General features: G+C 45.7%; 15 protein-coding genes. 3 read left to right on the top strand and 12 right to left on the bottom strand.

Annotation, left to right across the window (positions count from 1 at the left end; genetic code table 11):
• The first annotated feature begins 14 nt into the window (after window positions 1-14).
• Window positions 15-3248, top strand: coding sequence for a carbamoyl-phosphate synthase large subunit (gene carB, locus L3V27_RS12895; RefSeq protein WP_005381854.1), 3234 nt, complete (start codon window positions 15-17; stop codon window positions 3246-3248).
• Between the two features lie 992 nt (window positions 3249-4240).
• On the opposite strand, the gene L3V27_RS12890 is transcribed toward carB, so the two are convergent.
• On the bottom strand, window positions 4241-4555 hold the full coding sequence (locus tag L3V27_RS12890) for a hypothetical protein (RefSeq protein ID WP_237312010.1): 315 nt from the start codon (window positions 4553-4555) through the stop codon (window positions 4241-4243).
• A 74-nt stretch (window positions 4556-4629) separates the two neighbouring features.
• On the bottom strand, window positions 4630-4983 hold the full coding sequence (locus L3V27_RS12885) for a hypothetical protein (protein ID WP_237312009.1): 354 nt from the start codon (window positions 4981-4983) through the stop codon (window positions 4630-4632).
• Between the two features lie 236 nt (window positions 4984-5219).
• On the opposite strand from L3V27_RS12885, the gene L3V27_RS12880 reads away from it, so the two are divergent.
• Complete coding sequence (locus L3V27_RS12880; protein ID WP_005396424.1) at window positions 5220-5999, top strand: TSUP family transporter; 780 nt, start codon at window positions 5220-5222, stop codon at window positions 5997-5999.
• Here L3V27_RS12880 and L3V27_RS12875 read toward each other — a convergent pair.
• The 10 genes from L3V27_RS12875 to gltB (L3V27_RS12830) all read right to left on the bottom strand — a co-directional run bounded on the left by L3V27_RS12875 (window position 5941) and on the right by gltB (L3V27_RS12830) (window position 23050).
• The gene (locus L3V27_RS12875) at window positions 5941-6795 is read right to left on the bottom strand and encodes a LysR family transcriptional regulator (RefSeq protein ID WP_006742696.1); all 855 of its coding nucleotides are present in this window, start codon (window positions 6793-6795) and stop codon (window positions 5941-5943) included. The two genes, L3V27_RS12880 and L3V27_RS12875, sit on opposite strands and share 59 nt — an antisense overlap.
• Window positions 6796-6924: 129 nt before the next feature.
• Window positions 6925-7545, bottom strand: coding sequence for a TRIC cation channel family protein (locus L3V27_RS12870; RefSeq protein WP_005387377.1), 621 nt, complete (start codon window positions 7543-7545; stop codon window positions 6925-6927).
• A gap of 69 nt (window positions 7546-7614) precedes the next feature.
• On the bottom strand, window positions 7615-8439 hold the full coding sequence (gene btuF, locus L3V27_RS12865; RefSeq protein WP_012842144.1) for a vitamin B12 ABC transporter substrate-binding protein BtuF: 825 nt from the start codon (window positions 8437-8439) through the stop codon (window positions 7615-7617).
• The gene (locus tag L3V27_RS12860; protein ID WP_193447648.1) at window positions 8439-9392 is read right to left on the bottom strand and encodes a cobalamin biosynthesis family protein; all 954 of its coding nucleotides are present in this window, start codon (window positions 9390-9392) and stop codon (window positions 8439-8441) included. The genes btuF and L3V27_RS12860 overlap by 1 nt, the downstream gene beginning before the upstream one ends.
• A gap of 11 nt (window positions 9393-9403) precedes the next feature.
• The gene (gene mtnN / locus L3V27_RS12855) at window positions 9404-10099 is read right to left on the bottom strand and encodes a 5'-methylthioadenosine/S-adenosylhomocysteine nucleosidase (protein ID WP_237312008.1); all 696 of its coding nucleotides are present in this window, start codon (window positions 10097-10099) and stop codon (window positions 9404-9406) included.
• 63 nt (window positions 10100-10162) lie between these two features.
• A complete protein-coding gene (locus L3V27_RS12850; RefSeq protein ID WP_237312007.1) occupies window positions 10163-10591 on the bottom strand; it encodes a DUF1499 domain-containing protein in 429 nt (142 codons plus the stop codon).
• Between the two features lie 91 nt (window positions 10592-10682).
• On the bottom strand, window positions 10683-12095 hold the full coding sequence (locus L3V27_RS12845; protein ID WP_237312005.1) for an FAD-dependent oxidoreductase: 1413 nt from the start codon (window positions 12093-12095) through the stop codon (window positions 10683-10685).
• A gap of 20 nt (window positions 12096-12115) precedes the next feature.
• On the bottom strand, window positions 12116-16579 hold the full coding sequence (gene gltB / locus L3V27_RS12840) for a glutamate synthase large subunit (RefSeq protein ID WP_237312003.1): 4464 nt from the start codon (window positions 16577-16579) through the stop codon (window positions 12116-12118).
• 451 nt (window positions 16580-17030) lie between these two features.
• On the bottom strand, window positions 17031-18500 hold the full coding sequence (locus tag L3V27_RS12835) for a glutamate synthase subunit beta (RefSeq protein WP_006742690.1): 1470 nt from the start codon (window positions 18498-18500) through the stop codon (window positions 17031-17033).
• Window positions 18500-23050: a glutamate synthase large subunit gene (gltB, locus tag L3V27_RS12830; protein WP_237312001.1), complete on the bottom strand. Its 4551-nt coding sequence runs from the start codon at window positions 23048-23050 to the stop codon at window positions 18500-18502. Before gltB (L3V27_RS12830) ends, L3V27_RS12835 begins: the two co-directional genes overlap by 1 nt.
• Before the next feature lie 552 nt (window positions 23051-23602).
• Here gltB (L3V27_RS12830) and L3V27_RS12825 point away from each other — a divergent pair.
• Window positions 23603-24562 carry a TIGR01212 family radical SAM protein gene (locus L3V27_RS12825; protein ID WP_237311999.1) on the top strand — a complete coding sequence of 320 codons (960 nt, stop codon included), beginning with the start codon at window positions 23603-23605 and terminating at the stop codon, window positions 24560-24562.
• The last annotated feature ends 19 nt before the right edge of the window (window positions 24563-24581 follow it).

The raw sequence follows: 24581 nt of genomic DNA, 5'->3' as shown, positions 1-24581 counted from the left end.
CGGAGTAGTAGATAATGCCAAAACGTACTGACATTCAAAGTATTCTAATTCTTGGTGCTGGTCCGATTGTTATCGGTCAGGCATGTGAGTTTGACTACTCTGGCGCACAAGCGTGTAAAGCTCTTCGAGAAGAAGGCTACCGAGTTATCCTAGTTAACTCTAACCCAGCAACCATCATGACTGATCCTGAAATGGCAGATGCAACTTACATCGAGCCAATTCAATGGGAAGTAGTACGTAAGATCATCGAGAAAGAACGTCCAGATGCAGTTTTGCCAACCATGGGTGGCCAGACTGCACTTAACTGTGCGTTAGATTTAGAGAAGCACGGCGTTCTCGCAGAGTTTGGCGTAGAGATGATTGGTGCAACGGCTGATGCAATCGACAAAGCGGAAGACCGTTCTCGTTTTGATAAAGCGATGAAGTCTATCGGCCTTGAGTGTCCTCGCGCAGATACAGCGAAGAGCATGGAAGAAGCTTACAAAGTTTTAGATATGGTTGGCTTCCCTTGTATCATCCGTCCATCGTTCACCATGGGCGGCACTGGTGGTGGTATCGCGTACAACAAAGAAGAGTTCGAAGAAATCTGTCGTCGCGGTCTGGACTTATCTCCGACCAACGAACTTCTTATCGATGAGTCACTAATCGGTTGGAAAGAGTACGAAATGGAAGTCGTTCGTGACAAAGCGGACAATTGTATCATCGTATGTTCAATCGAAAACTTTGATCCAATGGGTATCCACACGGGTGACTCCATCACAGTAGCACCAGCACAGACACTGACTGACAAAGAATACCAGCTAATGCGTAATGCATCGCTAGCCGTTCTACGTGAAATTGGTGTTGAAACAGGTGGTTCAAACGTACAGTTTGGTATCAACCCGAAAGATGGCCGTATGGTTATCATCGAGATGAACCCACGTGTATCTCGCTCTTCTGCGTTAGCGTCAAAAGCAACAGGTTTCCCAATCGCTAAGATTGCCGCGAAGCTTGCTGTTGGCTTTACTCTAGACGAACTACAAAACGACATCACGGGCGGTGCAACACCAGCATCATTCGAGCCAACTATCGACTACGTCGTAACTAAGATTCCTCGCTTTAACTTCGAGAAATTTGCTGGCGCAAACGACCGTCTGACTACTCAGATGAAATCGGTTGGTGAGGTAATGGCAATTGGTCGTAACCAACAAGAATCTCTTCACAAAGCACTTCGTGGCCTAGAAGTTGGCGCAACTGGTTTTGACGAGATGGTCGATTTAGAAGCACCAGATGCACTGACTAAGATTCGTCACGAACTTAAAGAAGCAGGCGCTGAGCGTATCTGGTACATCGCCGATGCATTCCGAGCTGGCATGTCAGTTGACGGCGTGTTCAACTTGACTCAAATTGACCGTTGGTTCCTGGTTCAAATCGAAGAAATCGTAAAACTCGAAGAGCAAGTCAAGGCGGGCGGCTACGCAGGTTTAACCAAAGAAGTGCTTCGCCAGATGAAACGTAAAGGCTTCTCTGATGCGCGCTTGTCTAAACTGCTTGGTGTCGCTGAAAGTGAAATTCGCCGTGCTCGTGAGCAGTTTGATATTCACCCGGTTTACAAACGTGTGGATACGTGTGCCGCAGAGTTTTCTTCTGACACGGCTTACATGTACTCATCTTACGATGAAGAGTGTGAAGCCAACCCAACAGACAAAGACAAGATCATGGTTCTTGGTGGTGGTCCAAACCGTATCGGCCAAGGCATTGAATTCGACTACTGTTGTGTACACGCATCACTTGCGCTGCGTGAAGACGGTTACGAAACCATTATGGTTAACTGTAACCCAGAAACGGTATCTACTGACTACGATACGTCTGATCGTCTGTACTTCGAACCAGTAACTCTGGAAGATGTACTGTCTATCGCTCGCGTTGAAAAACCAAAAGGTGTAATTGTTCAGTACGGTGGTCAAACGCCACTTAAACTGGCTCGTGCTCTAGAAGCGGCTGGTGTTCCAATCATTGGTACGAGCCCAGATGCTATAGACCGTGCGGAAGACCGTGAACGCTTCCAAGCCGCTGTTGACCGTTTAGGTCTACTTCAGCCAGAAAACGCGACAGTAACAACGATGGAGCAAGCGGTTGAGAAGTCGAAAGAAATTGGCTTCCCATTAGTTGTTCGTCCATCTTATGTACTCGGTGGTCGTGCGATGGAAATCGTATACGACGAGCAAGACCTGCGTCGCTACTTCAATGAAGCAGTAAGCGTATCGAACGAGTCTCCAGTTCTACTAGACCGTTTCTTGGATGATGCAACCGAAGTTGATATTGATGCTATCTGTGACGGTGAACGCGTCGTTATCGGCGGTATCATGGAACACATCGAACAAGCCGGTGTTCACTCTGGTGACTCTGCATGTTCACTGCCTGCATATACGCTAAGTCAGGAAATTCAAGACAAGATGCGTGAGCAAGTTGAGAAGCTGGCGTTCGAACTCGGTGTACGCGGTTTGATGAACACGCAGTTTGCTGTGAAAGACAACGATGTTTACCTAATCGAAGTGAACCCTCGTGCTGCTCGTACGGTTCCATTCGTATCGAAAGCGACAGGTGCACCTCTAGCGAAAATCGCTGCACGTGTAATGGCGGGTCAATCTCTAGAGTCACAAGGCTTTACTAAAGAGATTATCCCTCCTTACTACTCAGTGAAAGAAGTGGTTCTGCCGTTCAACAAGTTCCCTGGCGTTGACCCGCTATTGGGCCCAGAAATGCGCTCAACAGGTGAAGTAATGGGCGTTGGCGCAACATTCGCAGAAGCTTACGCGAAAGCAGAGTTAGGTTGTGGTGCGGTTTACCCTGAAGGTGGTCGTGCGCTACTGTCAGTACGTGAAGGCGATAAAGAGCGTGTTGTTGACCTGGCCTCTAAGTTAGTGAAACTGGGTTACCAGCTGGATGCGACACATGGTACTGCTGTGATTCTGGGCGAAGCGGGTATCAACCCACGTTTGGTAAACAAAGTACACGAAGGTCGTCCACACATTCTTGACCGTATCAAGAACAACGAATACACCTACATCGTAAACACGGCTGCTGGTCGTCAAGCGATTGAAGATTCGAAAGTTCTACGTCGCGGCGCACTGGCAGAGAAAGTGAACTACACAACGACACTGAACGCAGCGTTCGCTACATGTATGTCTCACACTGCAGACGCAAAAGCGTCAGTAACTTCGGTTCAAGAGTTACACGCTAAAGTGAAAGCGAGTCTAGACGCGTAACAGATAAAAATCAGTAAGCTCGTTAGTCAGGGCTTACATGACAACCTCATTGCCCGCTCATTTGAGCGGGCTTTTTTATATCGAGGTTTTTCTAAAATGAAGAGTATTAAAATGTGCTAGGAACGATTGGTATGCTTCGCTTTTGAAGAGCATCAAGCTAATTATGGCAAGCAATGTTCCTAAAGATGAAGAAATAGTACTACCACTTGCTACAACAAAGTTGATACTGCAGGTAAGAATGATAAAAGAGATAGTGATTAAGTTTATTTTTGCAGCAATACTTAATCCTTTGCTTATTGTCAGGATGTTTGGAATGCATACAACAACAACCGTAATAGCTCCCAATGTAAGAAGGTACGTATCTAGATCAATGTATTGAGTAAAAGAAAACCAGTCATTCCAAATGCTTAAGCTAATAGTCAGACCAATAGTCAATGCCAAGTATAAACATACACTTATTGAGATGTTCGCTATGCTAATTGAATTTTTTCTCAAATTTTAATTTCTTTTATGTAACATAAATTGAAGTTTATTTTTTGAAAATATAAACCTTATCTTGTAGCCAGGAGTCTTCTTTATCAATTGAAACAGAGTAACCCTGATTTGTTAAGTGTTTTTTAGTGAGAAACACAAATGCACTTGGTGCTATAATTGTTATAATTGAAAAAGAGATTATAACTTTAATGAACATGCCTTCTTTCTTATATGATAATTTTCTTTTTTTAAAAACACAGTAATTAAAAGAATAAATATAGATATAAATACCCAGCTTCCAAATAACCCATAAAATGATCCCTGAGAAATTTCTATAATACATTCTTCGTTATATATGTCTTTTATGTTATTTATGGTATCGTTGTAAAAAAATAAATGCATAACAATCCTAGAGAAAGGAATAACAGTGATGTTAAAAATGTTGATGTTAGATCTAGGTTGTCTTCTTTTTCATAAAAAAATTCCATTTTTTATATATGTATAACCAATTAAATTTTTTATTCTTGCTTCTTCTGATTTATTTCATTTTTTATTGATTCATCTAGTTTTTTCTCTAATGTTAATTTGAATTTTTTTGTTATATTATGCTTTTTATCTATATGATTTAATATGCTCCCAATAACCAAGCTTATACCTATAGCTAAAAATAATGGGCCAGAAGTTAGAGCGAAAATAGTAGTAGCTCCAGAAATTCCTTTTACAGCAATTGCAGCAATTGCGGATGAAATTCCTAACTTTAGGATGTCACTAGTTATTGTGCCAAACAAACTCAGTAATGTTGATTTATTCTTTTCCGAAAAGAAGTGTTCCATTGCTCTAAAAGAGCTTACTAGTACGATTGTAATAATTGTTCCACTTTTAATAGACTGGATAGCACTTTTTGGACCTACAGCAAAGTTAGTAATTGTTGGAGTCGGTGCAGAGAACCCAAAGCACTTAACTTTATTCTCAGAGCCGGTGTCCCCGTAAAGACAAAATGTGGTTGGCCAGAATAGTAATTTATATGGACAGGGTTTGTTGCTCCGCTTAGATTATTCGCTAGTTTTGTTAAAAATATAAGATCATCGGATGTTGTGTAATAGTTTGCAGTATTTTCTAGTTTATTTTTGATAACTTTCCATTTTTCAGTAACACCTTTCCTTTTGATGTTTTTGTTAATTAAGTCATCAAATACGCTTACTGATACTATATGTACTTCTTTGGTATTGCTACTTGAGTCTTGTTGTATTGCAGGGTACATCGTTTTCTCCTTGAAACCATAATTTTATTATGACCTTGCCTACACGGCTGACACAATGAAAATACTATTTCATTCGTATCCTTGAGGCATGTATCTTTTTTTGTGAAACTAAAATGAAAATTTCACAAAGATGAAAATTAGGAATAGATTGGTGTCTTGACTTTCCATTGGTGGTTTTGTGAATAAGTGCTACCGTTTTTCCTCTTTGATGCCTCTTTAAATAAAAAGGATGTGTAGTGGAAATCACGGTTGAGATTTTGTTGGCTCTATTTTTTGTTGCGACTGCCGCAGGCTTTATTGATGCGATGGCTGGTGGGGGAGGGCTCATTACGCTCCCTGCGCTTTTGGCAGCGGGGTTGAGTCCGACTCAAGCTCTAGCAACCAACAAGTTACAAAGTTCGTTTGGCAGTTTCTCTGCTAGCTGGTATTTCGTGCGTAACGGTATTGTCAGCCTAAAGGAAATGCGTTTCGCGATACTCTGTACTTTTATCGGTGCAGCGATCGGTGCCGAGGCTGTGCAGTTTATTGATGCTAGCGTACTCACCAGTTTGATCCCTGTTCTTTTGATAGCCATTTCCCTCTATTTTTTACTCGCGCCAAGTACGCGAAAAATCGATGGAGAACCAAAGTTATCTGAAGCGATGTTTGCGCTATGCATTGGTGGGGGGATCGGTTTCTATGATGGCTTTTTTGGCCCTGGGACTGGATCTATTTTTACTGTTTGTTTTGTTGCACTGGGTCACTTTTCTTTGGTCGAAGCCACTGCTAGAACAAAAATCCTCAATTTCACGTCAAACATAGCGGCACTACTCTTTTTTATCTTAGCCGGGTTGCCAGTGTGGAAGCTTGGCTTAACCATGGCTGTTGGCGGTTTTCTTGGTGCTCAGTTAGGGGCGAAGGTCGTGGTAAGTAAAGGGCAAAAATGGATTCGTCCTCTAGTTATTGTGATGTCGATGCTCATGGCAACGAAACTTCTTTGGCAACAACATCAGCAATGGATTTTGTCAGTGCTTTAACTCGTTTACTGCGATATGTGCTGTGGCGCAAGCAGATATGTATTGGTCGAATTAACTGTCCTAGTTCTTCAAAGTCATAGCAGAATTTGGGTGTGATATTAAGTGTCTTCAGGATAGATTTAGGAATTAAAGCGGGAGCCATTCCGCCCAAAGCCAGTTGTGCTGCCGCAGTGTATGAATCCATTTCCATCAAAGGCTCAATTCCGTATTTTGACAAAATAGCTTGTTGGTAAGTGTTGGCAGGATTGGTTAAGTCATTGGTCAAAATGGCTTTGGGTAGTTGCGAAAGTGGGTATCTACTGACGATTGAAAAAGGTTCATCAGCGAGGTGAAGGCTCATTAATCCATGATGAGGCGGTAAATAACCAGCACAGAATCCCAGTGTCGCTTTACCTGATTTGACGTTCTCAATAATGCGTGGTGTATGATTGGTCGATATTCGTATGTACTGGTCATGGGCAAAGCGTTCTGCCATGATCACACTAAGGTATCCAGCGACTAAGGTTTCAGAGCAGTCTATCTTGATCAAAGAAGTATCTTCTATTTCTTGCTGATCATAGATCTGACCTCTTAACTCATTGAACGTTGGCTCGATCGTGTTGATGAGCGCAAGGCCATCGGAGGTCAGCTTTATGTGCCGACCACTTGGCTCAATCAATTTTTTTCCTAACTTCTTCTCTAGATTCGAAATGCGCTTACTCACCGCAGATTGACTAATATAGAGTTGGCTGCCCGTACGGCTCATGGTTTTTTCTTTACTGAGGACAAGTAACGTCTCAATACCTTCAAGCAACATAATAATTAATGAAAGTTAGGAATGGTTGAAATAATTTAGCGAATTGTACAAGAATTGGCGAATCAAATGAGTATAAATGAGAGGAGCCGACACTCAGTCGACTCCATGACCGAATCATGTAATTTGTGTTTAACGATTAATTGCGAAAGTTGGCAGGGATAGATGCCAACGAATAGCACCGAGACGTATAATGAGCGTTGAGATTACACCAGCGAGTAAAGCCGTTGAGTGGTCATAACCCATGTTTACCGCCATCGTATGGAAGATGCCGCCAATAATACATGCCGTAGCGTAGACTTCGCTTCTTAATACCATAGGAACTTCGCGAGCCAGCACGTCTCGTATAATGCCACCTCCACAGCCAGTAATAACCCCCATTATCACAGCGACCATTCCAGATGCATTGTAGGCGAGTGCCTTCTCTACTCCAATTCCCACAAATACAGCGAGACCGATGGCATCACAAACGGGTAATACCCACCATGAGAGTCGCTTGGGTCTTCGAATAACAAGCATGGTTAGTAGACACGTAACAAATATCACCCATAAGTACGTAGTATCTGTTATCCAAAATACAGGAGTGGCACCTAGCGCCATGTCTCGGATTGTTCCGCCACCAATAGCAGTCACACTGCCGAGAACGATAACGCCGAATGGATCCATTTTTAAACGGCCCGCCAGTAACACGCCAGAGATAGCGAAAACAGCGGTACCGAACAAATCGATCATATAAAGCAGCATGGAGTCCATGTTACTTAGTACCTTTATATAGTGTGAGAAAAAATGGGCGGAAATTGTACGGTATTTGCCACGAAATCGTTAGCGTTTTTGACGAACGCTTTTAAAGTGCTCACACACTTCTGTGATCGCATTTAGTGTGCGTGGGGTTGGGCGGTTAATCCAATCTGAGTTTAGAGACCAGATGTGTTTATTTCTAAGTGCGGGAAGCTCATTGCTCCACTCTGCCCACATACCATCATTACTCATTGCGTGACGAGAAGTAAAAATAACCTCTGGTTGGCGAGTGATGACCTGCTCGATGCTGACCTGAGGATAAGGCGCGCTGGATGCTGCGAAAATGTTTTCACCACCGCAAAAAGTAAAGACTTCACTTGGCCAGTTCTTCCCGGCGACAGTGATGATAGGCTTTTCACTCAACTGATAAAAGTAACGAACTTTCTCGTGCGTGTTGTACTTCTCTTTTAGTGTATTCAGTTGCGTTCTAAAATCTTCAGCGGCCTTTTGTCCTATTTGCGGGGTTTCGCTGTATTGGCTTAGCTGCTCGATATTATTGGCGATATCTTCCAGTGAGCCTGTAGTGGAATAATAGATAGGAATGCCGAACTGTTTAATTTTCTCCAGCTCTTTTGCCGGGTTTCCTGCCGGCCAAGCAATGACTAAATCCGGTTGAAGAGCAATAATGCGCTCTAATTTAATTCCTTGGTAATTAGAGACTCTTTCCAGCTGCTTTGCCTGCTCTGGATAATCACTCATTTCGCTGACAGCAACAAGCTTGTCTCCTAGCCCTGCCGCAAAGGCAATTTCAGTGGCATGCGGAGCTAAACTTACAATGCGTTGCGCTGGTGTTTGGGCGAAGGTCGCTGTCGAAACAAACAGCGTTAATGCGAAGCATAGTTTATTCATCATAATCCTTGATAAATCATTCCTAAAAGCAGACTTTGGATAGCTATCCAAACGAAGACTCGCCAAACGAGCAGCGTATGTATTTGTGAAAGGTGAATAGCCGATGGGGCGATTCGTCCACCGATTTTTGCGCGTTCCGCACGTATACCTTGATAGATAGCAGGGCCGCATAAAGAGAGTTGTAGTTTGTGTCCGATGGTACACAACACCCAGGCGGGCCCGGGTAGTGGCCAAGACTTCGCTTGTTGCTGTACACCAGAAAGCACATTGCTTACGTTCTTTCCTACAGCTAAAAGTATGGCAAAGAGACGAAGTGGAATAATATCCAGAGCGGCAACCAGCTGAACGGCAGGTTTACCAAAGGGCAAATATTGGCGTCGGCTAGGGGACCAAACTCGAGCTAACTCTGTGGCTAGTCGATACATTAACGCACCAATACCACCTGCTAGTGCGTACCAAAATAACACACCGATTACGTTGCGGCTGTATCCCATAATCACAGCTTCTGAGCTTGCTTTACCTATGCCGATGATCGAGAGGCTGTCAGTATCGCGATTAAGGTATGGTCTTAGTAATTGTCGGCACTGAGCTTTGTCTTCTCTCGACATACTTGTGACGAGTTGTTTCGTTAAGGCTTCGCTGTTGCGCCAGTCCAAAGCAATGATCAATAGCACTAGTTCGTATAAAGGCACTTGCCAAACGAATGGCTCCACGGCAATCAGCAAGATCAAGCAAGGCAATAGCATCAAGCCCAATGCAAGACTGCCGGAGGTCAGGCTCTGTGAGTAACTATGATTATTGTTCACTTTGTTGGCGAGGTTCTCAGCTAACTTTCGCCATAAAGTGATGGGATGCGATGAACGGGGGATTGGTAAAATAAGGTGAAAGAGCAGTGCGCCCCACATAATAAGGAGCGCACCGTTGGCATAAAATGACTGAAAAACTTCTTCCATGAATGAGTCGTTTACTTAATGAGTTCCAGCATTTTGAATACCATTTCAGAAGAGCTTTTTGCTGCTAGCGGTAGGAACTCATCAAAGCTCATTGGGGACTCTTTATCAGCGACATCAGAGATTGCGCGCACAACAACAAACGGCGTGTTGAATTGGTGACAAGTTTGAGCGATAGCAGATGCTTCCATTTCTACCGCGATAACGGATGGGAAGTGCTTACGAATAAACTCTTGGCGTTCAGCGGTGCAAACAAATGCATCACCAGTACAGATCAGGCCGCGAACTGCATGAGTGTTTTCCATTTGCGCTAGTGCCTTTTCTGCTAAATCCATTAGCTTTTCATCCGCTTTGAATGCAGCAGGCTGGCCAGCCATTTGGCCAATTTCATAACCAAAAGCGGTCACGTCTGCATCGTGATGACGAACTTCTGTTGAGATAACAACATCACCTAGATTTAGGCTTGAATCGAAGCCACCAGCAGAGCCTGTGTTAATCACAACATCTGGCTGGTATTCATCAAGAAGAATGGTAGTGCCTACTGCAGCTGCAACTTTACCGATACCTGATTGTAGTAAGACTACTTCTACATCATCAATTTGACCAGAGAAAAACGTACAACCTGCTTTATTTACGGTTTTGCAGTTTGTGATTGCTTCTTTCAGGATGGTCACTTCTTGTTCCATCGCACCGATGATACCAACTTTCATAACACTCTCTTTCGGTAAATATTTTAGTTGGCCGAGAGTATAGCACTCCCCATGAGCAGTTTTCTATTTGATGAGCTTAGCTTGAGTGAGCTTTTCTCGTAATTGTTCGGCGCGCTTTCTGTTTACGCCAAAGTCAGAATAACCCACACGTGACTCTGAGCGAACAATCAGTTTGTCTCCTGCTACTTTTAATTCGAGGTCATCCACGAAGCGCATGACTTTAGATGTGCATTCTATCCGAAGGTAATCACCCTCTTTTACCGCGGTTTTGGCGCCAGGAAGTTGAAGCGCGGCTTGCTCAATGGCATCTAACGTTGCGGACTCAGTGAGCAAAAAAGGTGCTAATTGAAACTTGTCTCTTGAGTCCTGAGTTGAAACGCAATTTGGTTTGTCACCACAAGGTGATTGAGAACGATCTGGCATACTGGTGACTCCTTGGCTGCAGGCTGTAAGGCTGAGTAAAGTGATGGAAAGGAGAGCGGCTTTTTTCATTGTATTTACTCTTATAGTTTTGCTTCTAATTATATGGATACAAAAGAAAAAGGATCCAATAATAGGATCCTTTTTGTGATGTTAGCTGAGATTAAACTTCGAGGTAATCAAGAATGCCTTCTGCCGCTTTTCGCCCTTCATCAATGGCGGTTACGACGAGGTCTGAGCCACGGACCGCATCACCGCCAGCGAAGATTTTCGCATTGCTGGTTTGGTACATGAATGCTTGCTCAACAGGTGCCTTGATACGTCCCCATTGGTCTAAATCGACACCATACGGTTCTAACCAGTCCATTTTGTGTGGTTGGAAACCAAATGCCATGATCACGGCATCCGCAGGCAATACATGTTCACTGCCTTCCACTGGTTCTGGTCTGCGACGACCTGCATCATCGGGCTCACCTAAAGCGGTTTTTACCACTTTAACGCCCGATACGTTACCTGAGGCGTCGACCTCCACACCGAGTGGTTGCAGGTTAAACATAAACTTCACGCCTTCCTCTTTAGCGTTTTTCACTTCTCGACGTGAACCTGGCATGTTGGCTTCGTCACGACGATAAGCACAAATCACATTGGAGGCTCCTTGGCGAATAGAGGTTCGTACACAGTCCATTGCGGTATCGCCACCACCAAGCACGACCACTTTCTTTCCTGCCATGTCGATAAAAGGTTGGTTGTTCTCAAGCTCCATGACTTTGTAGGTATTCGAAATTAAAAATGGCAGCGCGTCATACACACCCGGCGCATCCTCATTTTCTAGTCCTGCACGCATGTATTTATAGGTGCCAACGCCTAAGAAAATGGCATCGTACTCATCGATTAGATCTTGCATTTGTACATCTCTACCGACTTCCACGTTCATGCGGAACTCGACGCCCATTTCAGTGAACACACGGCGACGATTTTCCATTACCCCTTTTTCAAGCTTGAACGAAGGGATACCGAAAGTCAGTAGTCCGCCGATTTCCGGGTAGCGGTCAAACACGACTGGCTTAACGCCATTGCGCACTAGGATATCAGCGGCTGCCAAGCCTGCTGGGCCAGCTCCAATGATTGCGACCTTTTTATCGGTCCACTCCACCTTGGACATATCTGGCTTCCAGCCCATTTCAAAGGCTTTGTCGGTAATGTACTTTTCTATATTACCGATGGTGACGGCACCAAAGTCATCATTAAGCGTGCATGAACCTTCACATAGACGGTCTTGAGGACAAACGCGTCCACATACTTCAGGTAAACTATTGGTTTGATGCGATAGCTCAACCGCTTCAAGAATACGTCCCTCATTTGCCAGTTTTAGCCATTGAGGGATGTAGTTGTGTACTGGGCACTTCCATTCACAGTATGGGTTACCGCAATCTAAACAGCGGTCTGCTTGTGCAGTGGCTTGTTGCTTAGTAAACGGCTCGTAGATTTCAACGAACTCGATCTTACGAACGTTGATAGGCTTCTTCGCAGGATCTACGCGTTGAACATCGATAAATTGATAAACGTTCTGACTCATGATTCAAACATCCTCCATGATTACTGGGCTTGAACGCGCAGCTCAGCGGCACTGCGGCTCTGGTGACCAAGTAGCGTGCGAAGATCTGCCGCTTGTGGTTTCACCAAATAGAACTTTGGAATCCATTCATCAAAGTTCGCCAAAATATTTTCTGCGTGGCTCGACCCTGTTTCTTCAAGGTGTTCCGCAATCAGGCCGCGCAAATGCTCTTGGTGGATGTATAGATCGGACAATGAAATGGCTTCGACAGATTCAGTATTGACTCGACCTTCAAAGCTTTGGTTTTCATCCAGAACATAGGCAAAGCCTCCGGTCATACCTGCACCAAAGTTCACGCCTGTTGCACCTAGAATGGCAACAATACCGCCTGTCATGTACTCACAAGCGTTATCTCCCGCACCTTCAATGACGGCAATCGTACCTGAGTTACGTACCCCAAAACGCTCACCCGCTTTACCTGCCGCGAACAGTTTACCGCCCGTTGCGCCGTACAAACACGTGTTACCAATAATGGTGGCTTCATGACACTTGAACGCTGTACCTAAGTGAGGTTTAATGGCGATCTTGCCGCCTGCCATCCCTTTCCCTACGTAGTCATTCGCATCACCTGTGAGGTAAAGCTCTACGCCTCCCGCATTCCAAACGCCAAACGACTGGCCGGCAGTGCCGTCAAGATAGATTTTGATAGGGGAAGCCGCCAATCCTTGGTTGCCATAGCGCTTCGCTATTTCGCCAGATAAGCGAGCACCCACAGAACGATCAGTGTTGATGACATTGTAGAAGAAACTTGCTGATTGGCTGTTTTCTACCGCATGCATGGCATCATCAATGATCTTTTGATTGAGCTCAGCTTTATCAAACGGTTTGTTTGGCTCTGTCCAAAACAGCGGATGACCTTCAGGCGAGACGGGAGCTTCTAGAATGTTGGATAGATCCAATTTGGTTTGCTTCGCGGTAAAGCCTTCTACTGCTTCAAGTAAATCGGTACGACCAATCAAGTCCGTCAGTTTTTCAACGCCTAGCTCAGAAAGCAGCTCGCGCACTTCTTCTGCCAGTCCGGTGAAGTAGTTCATCACCATTTCAGGTAAGCCTTTGAAGTACTCTTTACGCAGCGTTTCGTCTTGAGTCGCAACCCCTGTTGCACAGTTATTGAGGTGACAAATTCGCAGGAACTTACAACCCATAGCAACCATTGGCGCGGTACCAAATCCGAAGCTTTCCGCACCAAGAATCGCGGCCTTAACCACGTCTAGACCAGTCTTTAGACCACCGTCTACCTGTAGGCGGATCTTATGACGCAGACCATTAGCAACCAGTGCTTGTTGCGTCTCTGCTAGACCTAATTCCCATGGACTACCTGCGTATTTTACCGAAGTTAATGGGCTTGCTGCAGTACCACCGTCGTAACCCGAAATGGTAATAAGATCAGCGTAAGCCTTGGCTACGCCCGTTGCGATGGTGCCGACACCTGGCTCGGAGACGAGTTTCACCGAAACCAGCGCATTTGGGTTGACTTGTTTAAGGTCGAAGATCAACTGGGCCAAATCTTCAATCGAATAGATATCGTGGTGCGGAGGAGGGGAGATCAGAGTCACGCCTTGTACCGAATAACGCAGCTTTGCGATTTCAGCGGTGACTTTGTGTCCTGGTAGCTGACCACCTTCACCTGGTTTAGCTCCTTGCGCTACCTTGATTTGTAGTACATCCGCATTCGTCAGGTAATGAGGTGTTACACCAAATCGGCCTGAAGCAATTTGCTTGATGCGCGAGTTACGTTCAGTGCCGAAACGGCGAGGATCTTCACCGCCTTCACCGGAGTTTGAATAGCCACCAAGACGGTTCATCGCAGTCGCGAGTGCTTCATGCGCTTCAGGGCTAAGTGCGCCAATGGACATGGCCGCAGAGTCGAAGCGTTTGAACAGTTCGGTTTTCGGTTCTATTTGCTCAAGTGGCAGCGGTGAGTCTGATTTTTTCAGCGACATTAAGTCACGCAGCATGGCAACAGGGCGTTGGTTTACCTGCTTAGCAAAGCTCTGATAGTCGTTACTTTCGCCAGATTTAACGGCCTGTTGCAGCGTGCCGACAACATCCGGGTTGTAAGCATGATACTCACCTCCATGGACATACTTTAACAAGCCGCCATGATCAATCGATTTGCGTTTCGCCCATGCTTTACGAGATAAGTTTGTAAGATCTTGCTGGAAGTCGTCAAAATTCGCGCCTTCAATTCGAGTTGTGACGCCTTTAAAACACAGATCGACCACATCTTGGCTCAAGCCAACTGCTTCAAACAGTTGTGAGCAGCGGTAGGAGGCGATGGTTGAGATCCCCATTTTTGACATGATTTTATACAGGCCCTTGTTGATGCCGTATTGGTAGTTTTGCATCACATCGCGATAGTCTTTCTCTAGTGCCTTATCATCAATCAGTTTACCTAACGCTTCATAAGCAAGGTATGGGTAAACTGCAGTCGCACCAAAGCCAAGTAAGACAGCAAATTGGTGTGGATCACGTGCAGTTGCGGTTTCGACTACAATGTTGGCATCGCAACGTAAGTTCGCATCAATCAAACGAGTTTGAACGGCGCCGACTGCCATTGCCGCTGGAATTGGTAACTTGCCTTTGACCAAAGCGCGATCTGAAAGTACCACTAAAACCGTGCCTTCACGTACGACTTGCTCTGCTTGCTCACAGAGATCATTAATGGCTTGTTTAAGATCTTTCTCTTGTGGGTCGTAGTTGATATCTAGAATGGTATTACGGTAGTGATCGTCACCAAGCTCGAGCAGTTGCTGCATGTCTGAATAAAGCAGTACAGGCGAATCAAATGTTACGCGATGCGCGTGGCCATCGGTTTCACAGAAGACATTCATTTCCTTACCGATACTGGTCGCCAGTGACATCACGTGTTTTTCACGCAGTGGATCGATCGGTGGATTGGTGACCTGAGCGAACTTCTGGCGGAAGTAGTCAGTTACCAAGCGCTCTTTTGAGGAGAGCACTGCCATTGGAGTATCGTCCCCCATGGAACCGACGGCTTCTTGCCCCATATCACCGAGGACACGCAGCACTTGATCGACTTCTTCATTGCTCATGGCAAACTGCTTTTGATAAGTCTTAAGTAAGTCTTCATCAAAGCTACGCTCACCTACTTGCTCCTCAGGTAGCTGAGAAAATGGTGTGAGTTTGCGAACGTTGTTTTCCATCCATTCGCGATAAGGGTGACGAGATTTCAGATCATTATCGATCTCGCTAGACTGCCAAAGCTTACCTTTACGAGTGTCGATGACAAGCAATTCCCCCGGACCTACACGCCCTTTTTCGGCAACTTCATCTGGGGCGTAATTCCAAATCCCTACCTCAGATGCCAGAGTGATCAACTTGTCTTTGGTAATTACATAACGCGCAGGACGCAGACCGTTTCGGTCTAGGTTACAAGCAGCATAACGACCATCGGACAGTACGATACCTGCTGGGCCATCCCATGGTTCCATGTGCTTGGAGTTGAAATCGTAAAACGCCCGTAGATCCGGATCCATATCTGGGTGGTTTTGCCATGCAGGCGGCACAAGCATACGCATGGCGCGGAAGATATCCATGCCGCCAGCTAAGAAGAGATCCAGCATATTATCTAAGCTGGAGGAGTCTGAACCTGTCTCGTTCACAAATGGTGCTGCAGTTTGAAGATCGGGCAGCAGTGGTGACGAGAACTTGTAAGCACGAGCTCGTGCCCATTGTCGATTACCTTCAATGGTATTGATCTCACCATTATGAGCAAGGTAGCGGAACGGTTGAGCCAGTGGCCAACGCGGTTGAGTGTTGGTGGAAAAACGCTGGTGGAACAGACAGATAGCGGATTCCATCCGTAGATCGGCAAGATCAAGATAAAAGCGAGGCAAATCCGCAGGCATGCACAGGCCTTTGTACACTAAAACTTGAGTCGACAAGCTACAGATGTAGAAATCCGGATCTTCGGTGATTTGTTTCTCGATGCGACGGCGTGCGATGTAGAGACGACGTTCAATGTCACGCTCTCGCCAACCAGCCGGTGCAGAGATAAAGACTTGCTGAATATTTGGAAGCGAGTTAGCCGCAATTGGACCGAGTACTTCTGAATTAGTTGGTACTTCACGCCAACCGGCCACTGTTAGCGTCTCTTGCGCAAGTTCTCTGTTGACGATGTCTTTAGCGAGTTGAGCTTTGACCGGATCTTGGTTGAAGAAAATCATCCCTACGGCGTATTGCTTGCCAAGGTTGAAACCATTTTCTTCGGCAATAAGACGTAAATAGGAATCGGGCTTTTGTAATAGAAGACCACAACCATCACCGGTTTTACCATCGGCGGCAATACCACCACGGTGGGTCATTCGGTCAAGTGCAGAAATTGCTGTACGAACCAGCTTGTGGCTTTGTTCGCCTTCCATATGCGCGATCAAGCCAAATCCACAGTTGTCTTTCTCAAGACTTGGATCATAAAGAGCCATTGCAATTCTCCCTTTGCTTATCCGTCATCCCGACAGATATATCAACACTGCTTACGTTGATAGTTATGACTGAATATGCGTCATCTTTTATGGTTTTATGTATATTTATTCAATAAAAGCTGTGAAATATTTAACATTTTTTGAGTGTTTTATTTTCATCAACTTCACAAGCTATAGCTTATTGTAAAAAAGGTCAAGTTATTAGTGGATAATCACGTAAATATGCGATTTACCATTTAATAAGCTAAAATAGTTTAATGATTTCAAATAGATAGAAAATTGATTGTTACAAAAAAGTAACATTTGATTCTGTGGGAAATAAAAAAGACCAGCATAAAATGCTGGTCAAAATAGAAAGATTGGAAGGAATTGTTTTCTTTCTTTGCTAATAGCCATCGATATCGCTGATGGCTATTTATGGCATTGAAAGAGGGAAGCGTGAATACTTCCGTTAAGCAGAAAGCATCAATGAATCTGCTTTTGCTTCTAGGTTTGTGCCATCCATTAGGTAGTCATCGATAGCACGAGCACATTCGCGACCTTCGTTGATACAACGAACCACCAAAGATTGGCCTGTTCGCATATCACCAGCAGCAAATACGCCTTCTTGGTTAGTAGCAAAACCTTGAGTTGCTACGTTACCGCGATCATCTAGCGCGATATCCAGTTGAGCAAGCACGCCTGTAGGTTCTGGGTGTAAGAAGCCCATTGCTAGGAATGCCATATCACATGGGATCACTCGCTCGCTGCCTTCTACTTCTTTGAAACTTGGGCGCTCGCCTGGTTTTGCATCTTGCCAAACGATATCAGCAAGACGAAGGCCTGTGACTTCACCTTTGTCATTTCCGATGAACTCTTTGGTCAGGATGTTCCAGTGACGATCGACACCTTCTTCATGAGAGGTCGAAGTACGTAGGATCATTGGGTATTGAGGCCAAGGCATATTGGCTGGGCGCTTCTCTGGTGGAATCGGCATGATTTCCACTTGAGTTACGCTTGCTGCGCCGTGACGGTTTGACGTACCTACACAGTCTGAACCGGTATCACCACCACCAATGACAACCACATGTTTACCTTTTGCGTGAATCTCTTCCGTTTTCAGGTCCATGTTATTTGCACGTCGGTTGTTTTGACCTAGGAATTCCATTGCGAAGTGAACGCCTTTGAGCTCACGACCCGGAACTGGCAAATCACGTGGAACCGTTGAGCCACCCGTCAGTAGAACCACATCGAACTCTTGACGCAGTTGCTGAGCATTTACATCAACACCGACGTGTTGGTTTACTTTAAACTCAACGCCAGCTTCTGCCATTAGATTGATCTTACGATCAATGACTTCCATGCTCAGTTTAAAATCTGGAATACCGAAACGCAGCAGACCACCAACCTTCTCGTCTCGCTCGAATACTGTCACAGTATGACCAGCGCTGTTTAGCTGCTCAGCAGCCGCAAGACCCGCTGGTCCAGATCCAATGATCGCTATCGTTTTACCAGTGCGAGAACGTGGCGTTTTTGGCTTGGCGTACCCTTCACGATACGCCGTTTCTACGATGGTTTTCTCGATGTTACAGATGGTGATTGGGTCTTGGTTGATGCCAAGTACACAAGCACTTTCACATGGAGCAGGGCAAACACGACCAGTAAACTCTGGGAAGTTATTGGTTGAGCTTAGAATGTTCCATGCTTCTTCCCAGCTATCACGATAAACCGCATCGTTAAACTCTGGGATGATGTTACCGATAGGGCAGCCGTTATGACAAAACGGCACACCACAATCCATACAACGAGACGCTTGAGTATTGATCTTGTCACCAAACTCCTCGTTCAGAACGAACTCTTTGTTGTTCTTGATGCGTTCAGCTGGGTCGATCTTCTGTGGTAGTTCACGACCATGCTCTAAAAATCCAGTAGGCTTACCCATTATACGGCCTCCACTTGAGTTTCGTTTCCTTGAGACTGTGCTTCAGCTTTACGCTTTTGAAGCACCGCTTTATAGTCACGCGGCATTACCTTAACCATAGAGGCTAGGCTTGCTTCAAAGTTGTCTAGGAAAGACTGAGCGACTTCACTTCCTGTGAATTGAACATGCTTAGTTAGCATGTCGAGTAATAGATCTCTGTCTTCTTGCTCGATTGGATCTAGGTCTACTAACTCTGGGTTCAGTTTCGACTCAAAGTCGCCTGATTTATCCCATACGTAAGCCACGCCGCCACTCATACCTGCGGCAAAGTTACGACCTGTTGAACCAAGGATAATTGCTGCACCGCCCGTCATGTATTCACAACCGTGGTCACCGACGCCTTCTACTACTACTTTCGCGCCTGAGTTACGAACACAGAAACGTTCGCCAGCCATACCGCGAATGAAAGACTCACCCGAAGTGGCACCGTAGAAACACACGTTACCAACCACGATGTTATCTTCTGCGACAATGCTTGATTTCGCATCTGGGTAAAGTACTAACGTACCGCCAGATAAGCCTTTACCCCAGTAGTCGTTCGCGTCGCCTTCTACTTCGAACTTCACGCCCTTAGCTAGGAATGCGCCGAATGACTGACCCGCTGAACCTTTGAACTTCACGTTCATTGGTCGAGGTAGGCCGGCATCTTTGTACACTTTCGAGATTTCGTTCGACAGCATGGTGCCCGCAGAACGGTCAGTGTTGACGATAGGGAATTCGGCATTCACCGCCTCGCCTTTCTCGAGAGCAGGAATCGCCGCTTGAATCAGCTTACGGTCTAGTACCGATTCCAGGTTGTGGTTCTGTTGCGTTTGGTTATGGATACCGTCTGACTCACGTGGCTGTTCAACGTGTAGAACAGGAGACAGATCTAGGTTCTTGTATTTCCAGTGAGAAACGTCTTGGCGAATCTTCAGCTTCTGACCTTGACCGACCATCTCATCGATAGTGCGGAAGCCAAGTTCAGCCATGATTTCACGTAGACCTTGTGCCATGTATTGGAAGAAGGTTACGACGTCTTCTACGCGACCATCAAAGCGCTCGCGAAGCGTCTTGTTCTGAGTTGCGATACCAACAGGACAGGTGTTCTTATGACACTTACGCATCATGATACAACCTTCAACCACCAAGGCTGCGGTTGCCACGCCCCATTCTTCAGCACCCAGTAGTGTTGCGACTGCAAGGTCACGAGGAGTCTTCATCTGACCATCCGCTTGAACCACGATACGGTTACGTAGACCGTTCTTCAGTAGCGTTTGGTGCGTTTCTGCCAAGCCAAGTTCCCAAGGAAGACCAGTATGACGGATTGAAGACATTGGGGATGCACCAGTACCACCGTCGAAACCTGCGATTAGTACAACGTCCGCTTTCGCTTTCGCTACACCGGAAGCGATCGTACCTACGCCAGCTTCCGATACCAGCTTCACGTTTACACGACCCTCGCGGTTCGCGTTCTTCAAATCGTAGATAAGCTGAGCCAAATCTTCGATTGAGTAGATATCGTGGTGTGGTGGTGGCGAGATAAGACCGACGCCCGGAGTTGAGTGACGTGTAGCACCGATCCAGTCATCTACTTTATCGCCTGGTAGCTGACCACCTTCACCTGGTTTCGCACCTTGAGCCATCTTGATTTGTAGCTCATCAGCGTTGGTTAGGTAGTAAGAGGTTACGCCGAAACGGCCCGAAGCTACCTGTTTGATTGCAGAGCGTTCCCAATCGCCGTTCTCTTTGCGCTCGAAACGCATTGGGTCTTCACCACCTTCACCAGAGTTCGATTTTGCGCCAAGGCGGTTCATCGCAACAGCCAATGTGGAGTGTGCTTCGTAAGAAATAGAACCGAATGACATTGCACCTGTCGCGAAGCGTTTCACGATGCTTTCAATTGGCTCGACGTCGTCGATAGAGATAGAACCAGCTGGGTTCTTAATGAATTCTAGCTGGCTACGCAGAGTTACCGCGTTGTCACCTTGTTTATCGACTGCTGTCGCGTACTGCTTGAACTGATCGTAGTTCTTGTTGCGCGTAGACTCTTGCAGTAGCGAGATGGTTTCTGGGTTGAATAGGTGCTTCTCACCACGCTGTTTCCATTGGTAAACACCACCCACATCCAGCATTTGAATTGGGATTTCGCGTTGTGGGTAACCGATGCGGTGACGAACGAGCACTTCTTTAGCAATATCGTCAAGGGTGAGACCTTGGATACGAGAAACTGTACCTGTGAAGTACTTGTCTACCACTGACTTATGAATACCTAAGGCTTCGAAGATTTGCGCACCGTGGTACGACTGCAGGGTTGAGATACCCATCTTCGAGAAGATCTTCAGAAGACCGCCATTGATCGCTTTACGGTAGTTGTTGAACAGATCGCGAGGGTTCGCTTCTGGGTCCAGCTTCTTCGTACGCTGAAGCTCAATGATGGTTTCAATCACTAGGTATGGGTTAACGGCGTTGGCACCGTAACCAATTAGCGTTGCAAAGTGGTGCGTTTCACGCGCGTCACCGGTTTCAACCACAATGTCACACTTCGCACGTAGACCTTTGCGGATCAAGTGGTGATGCACTGCACCAACTGCCAGCATGGCTGGGATAGCGGCGTGGTTTGAGTTCACTGCGCGGTCAGTTAGCAGGATGATTGAGTAACCATCAATAACCGCGTCTTCTGCGTATTGGCAGATACGTTTTAGTGCGCGCTCAAGCTTGCCTTGGTCTTCACTGGCTTGGAATACGATATCTAGCGTTTTCGCCTGAAGATGCTCGTTATCGATCGCACGCAGTTTCTCAAGCTCAGAGTTCGCCAGAACAGGCGATTCCAATTCGACTTTCTGACAGTGAAGTGGTGTTTCAGTCAGAAGGTTTTGGTCTTTACCCAAGTAAGTGTTCAGCGACATCACCATACGCTCACGGATCGGGTCAATCGGTGGGTTAGTTACCTGTGCGAACAGCTGCTTGAAGTAGTTTGAAAGATGTTGAGACTGATGAGATAGAACAGCAAGAGGCCAGTCGGCACCCATTGCTGACAATGGTTCTTTTGCGTCATTCGCCATTGGAACGATGATTTCGTTCACTTCTTCAGTACTTACGCCAAACGCTTGTTGGCGGTGTAGAAGATGTTCTGGCTTAGGTTGGCTGAACTGGTTGCTCGCATCTGGCAGCTTCTTCAAGCTCAGTAGGTTTTCTTCTACCCACTTTTCGTAAGGCTGCGCTGTTGCGATGGTGTCTTTCACTTCTTCATCAGAGATGATGCGACCTTGCTCTAAGTCTGCAACGAAGATGCGACCTGGTTGTAGACGACCGCGGAACTCAACGTTCTCTGGCTCAATATCCACAACACCAGATTCTGATGCCATTACTAGGAAGTTATCTTTGGTCACTGTGTAGCGAGAAGGGCGCAGACCGTTACGGTCGAGTGTCGCACCAACTTGAACACCATCAGTAAAACATACTGAAGCCGGACCATCCCATGGTTCCATGATGTTCGCGTGGTATTGATAGAACGCACGACGCTTAGGATCCATGTTTTTGTTTTCTTGCCATGCTTCCGGGATCATCATCATCAATGCGTGCGGCAGGCTGCGACCAGAAAGAACTAGGAGCTCAAGAGCCATGTCAAAGTTAGATGAATCCGAACTGCCTTCCTGACAAATAGGAAGCAGCATGTCGATTTCAGCTTGGGTAAATAGATCGGATTCAATGATCGCCTCACGGGCTTTCATCCAGTTCAAGTTACCTCGAACTGTATTGATTTCACCGTTGTGGGCAATGTAACGGAAAGGTTGTGCAAGACGCCATTTCGGGAAGGTGTTGGTAGAGAAGCGAGAGTGTACTAGTGCCAGTGCGGTCACCATGGTCGGGTTTTGCAGATCAAGGAAGTACTGAGGTACTTGCTCGGTCGTTAACTGACCTTTGTACACCAATGTCTTGTAAGACATAGAGTTAATATAGAAGTCATCACCAATGTTCGAAACGCTTTCTAGGCAAACACGTACAGTGTAGTTACGAAGTACGTACAGTTTGCGCTCTAGCTCTTCAGGTGTAATACCTGGACCACCAGAGATAAACACATGCTCAAACTGAGGCTCTGTGCTTAGCGGGTCGGCACCGATCATTGAGTTATCGGTTGGCAATACGCGGTAGCCAATAACTTCAAGGTCTAGACGCTGAGCGTTGCGTTCTAGAATGTCACGGCATTGCTCGCGTTTGTATTCGTCTTTCGGGAAAAGTACGACACCCACACCATACTTTTCAAATGAAGGTAGTTTAATGCCGAGCTTAACGGCCTCTTCTAATAGGAATTCATGAGGTTTTTGTAGCAAGATACCCGCACCATCACCGCTGCATGGATCACAACCTTGACCACCACGGTGCTCCATGCGAGCTAGCATATCCAATGCTTGAGTCACTACTTCATGAGATTTACGGTTTTTAAGGTGAGCAACAAAACCGATACCACACGCGTCATGCTCCAATTCAGGAGTATATAGACCCTGTGGATTTTGCTCTCTATCTACCATAGATACATCCTTCCAGTTCAATGTCGACGCAAAAGCACCAGGCAGGCAAATGCCACCTAGACCATTGATTACGTCTTGTCCTTTATATTTATTATCGCCACCGATCTAGGTTGACCGATCTTGATTCCTTTCCGTATCTCGCAGGAAAAGTTTTGCGAGAAAAACAATCCTTGGTGGTATCCCTTTATTTATTGCCACTATTTAGTGATTTATATAGGTAGGAGTGGGATAACACCGACAAATCCCGCAGTGTACTTTGTAATAAAAGTCACAAAAATAACGGGGTTGTGTAAGTATCCTACAATTTTGTCACTTCAGAATGCAATGAAAAAGTCGACGTTGTGACCCAATTTTTTCGTTTAATTATGCATTTTTAGTTTAACATTTACGCAACATGAACGTTTTTTATCTGTATTTATGCAGGTTTATTGATTTTGAGCCGTATGATGTTTGTTTGAATTGACTAGTATTGTGTGTTTTTTCTTGCAGGGATGTAATTTATTTACACAGATCGTAGTGAGATTGATTACGGTTCATTGTTGGTGAGAATTTATGCAGTTACATGAGTTGGTCAATACAGTCGGCCAAGATCTTCAGCGTCGATACGGTGAAAAAGTCCATAAACTAACGTTGCACGGTGGATTTAGTTGCCCTAACCGAGATGGCACGATTGGTCGGGGAGGATGTACTTTTTGTAATGTGGCTTCGTTTGCGGATGAAGAAGTACAGATAAAGAGTATTCACGATCAGTTGAAAGATCGTGCGGGCGAAATTCATCGAGCGAAGAAGTATCTCGCTTATTTTCAGGCTTACACCAGTACTTATGCGGAAGTGCAAGTGCTGAAAAATATGTATGAAGAAGCACTAAAAGCGGCTGATATTGTGGGATTGTGTGTCGGGACTCGTCCAGATTGCGTGCCTGATGCCGTATTAGATTTGCTGTCTGACTATGTACAGCAAGGTTATGAAATTTGGCTAGAGTTAGGGCTTCAAACCGCTAATAACGACACCCTTAAGCGCATCAATCGCGGTCATGATTTCGAATGTTATGCCGAGATCACCAAGCGTGCGCGTGCGCTAGGTATTAAAGTCTGTACTCATTTAATTGTTGGATTACCGAAAGAAAGCCGCGACGATAATATTGAGACGCTGCAAAAAGTGTTAGCCGTGGGCACGGATGGCATTAAGTTACATGGCTTGCATATTGTGGAAGGCAGCACCATGGCGAAAGCGTGGCGTGCAGGACGATTAGAGGCGCCAGAGCTAGAAGAATATGTCGCAATTGCCAGTGAGATGATTCGTATGACGCCACCGGACGTGATTTACCATCGCGTTTCATCAGCAGCTCGTAGACCTACCTTATTATCGCCACTGTGGTGTGAAAATCGCTGGCTGGCGATGACTGAAATTGGTCGAGCCCTCAGTGAACATGGTGCTCAAGGAAGCCTAACGGGAAACGCTTTTATCTATACTAAACCGGAATTAATAGCAGATCGCTCAATAAATAACTGATATATTTTAACCAGTTTTC

The sequence above is a fragment of the Vibrio sp. J2-3(2022) genome, from assembly GCF_021725735.1.
Lineage (GTDB): Bacteria > Pseudomonadota > Gammaproteobacteria > Enterobacterales > Vibrionaceae > Vibrio > Vibrio diabolicus.
Note: the sequence above shows the minus strand (reverse complement) of the source record. Positions and strands in the feature narration are given on the sequence as shown.

Bases quoted from the DNA above. Each gene is read 5' to 3' on its own strand.
- L3V27_RS12835 (WP_006742690.1), bottom strand. From the start codon at position 18,500: ATGGGTAAGCCTACTGGATTTTTAGAGCATGGTCGTGAACTACCACAG.
- L3V27_RS12885 (WP_237312009.1), bottom strand. From the start codon at position 4,983: ATGTACCCTGCAATACAACAAGACTCAAGTAGCAATACCAAAGAAGTA.
- gltB (WP_237312001.1), bottom strand. From the start codon at position 23,050: ATGGTAGATAGAGAGCAAAATCCACAGGGTCTATATACTCCTGAATTG.
- L3V27_RS12850 (WP_237312007.1), bottom strand. From the start codon at position 10,591: ATGAAAAAAGCCGCTCTCCTTTCCATCACTTTACTCAGCCTTACAGCC.
- L3V27_RS12860 (WP_193447648.1), bottom strand. From the start codon at position 9,392: ATGGAAGAAGTTTTTCAGTCATTTTATGCCAACGGTGCGCTCCTTATT.
- L3V27_RS12875 (WP_006742696.1), bottom strand. From the start codon at position 6,795: ATGTTGCTTGAAGGTATTGAGACGTTACTTGTCCTCAGTAAAGAAAAA.
- btuF (WP_012842144.1), bottom strand. From the start codon at position 8,439: ATGAATAAACTATGCTTCGCATTAACGCTGTTTGTTTCGACAGCGACC.
- L3V27_RS12845 (WP_237312005.1), bottom strand. From the start codon at position 12,095: ATGAGTCAGAACGTTTATCAATTTATCGATGTTCAACGCGTAGATCCT.
- L3V27_RS12890 (WP_237312010.1), bottom strand. From the start codon at position 4,555: ATGGAACACTTCTTTTCGGAAAAGAATAAATCAACATTACTGAGTTTG.
- mtnN (WP_237312008.1), bottom strand. From the start codon at position 10,099: ATGAAAGTTGGTATCATCGGTGCGATGGAACAAGAAGTGACCATCCTG.
- gltB (WP_237312003.1), bottom strand. From the start codon at position 16,579: ATGGCTCTTTATGATCCAAGTCTTGAGAAAGACAACTGTGGATTTGGC.
- carB (WP_005381854.1), top strand. From the start codon at position 15: ATGCCAAAACGTACTGACATTCAAAGTATTCTAATTCTTGGTGCTGGT.
- L3V27_RS12870 (WP_005387377.1), bottom strand. From the start codon at position 7,545: ATGGACTCCATGCTGCTTTATATGATCGATTTGTTCGGTACCGCTGTT.
- L3V27_RS12825 (WP_237311999.1), top strand. From the start codon at position 23,603: ATGCAGTTACATGAGTTGGTCAATACAGTCGGCCAAGATCTTCAGCGT.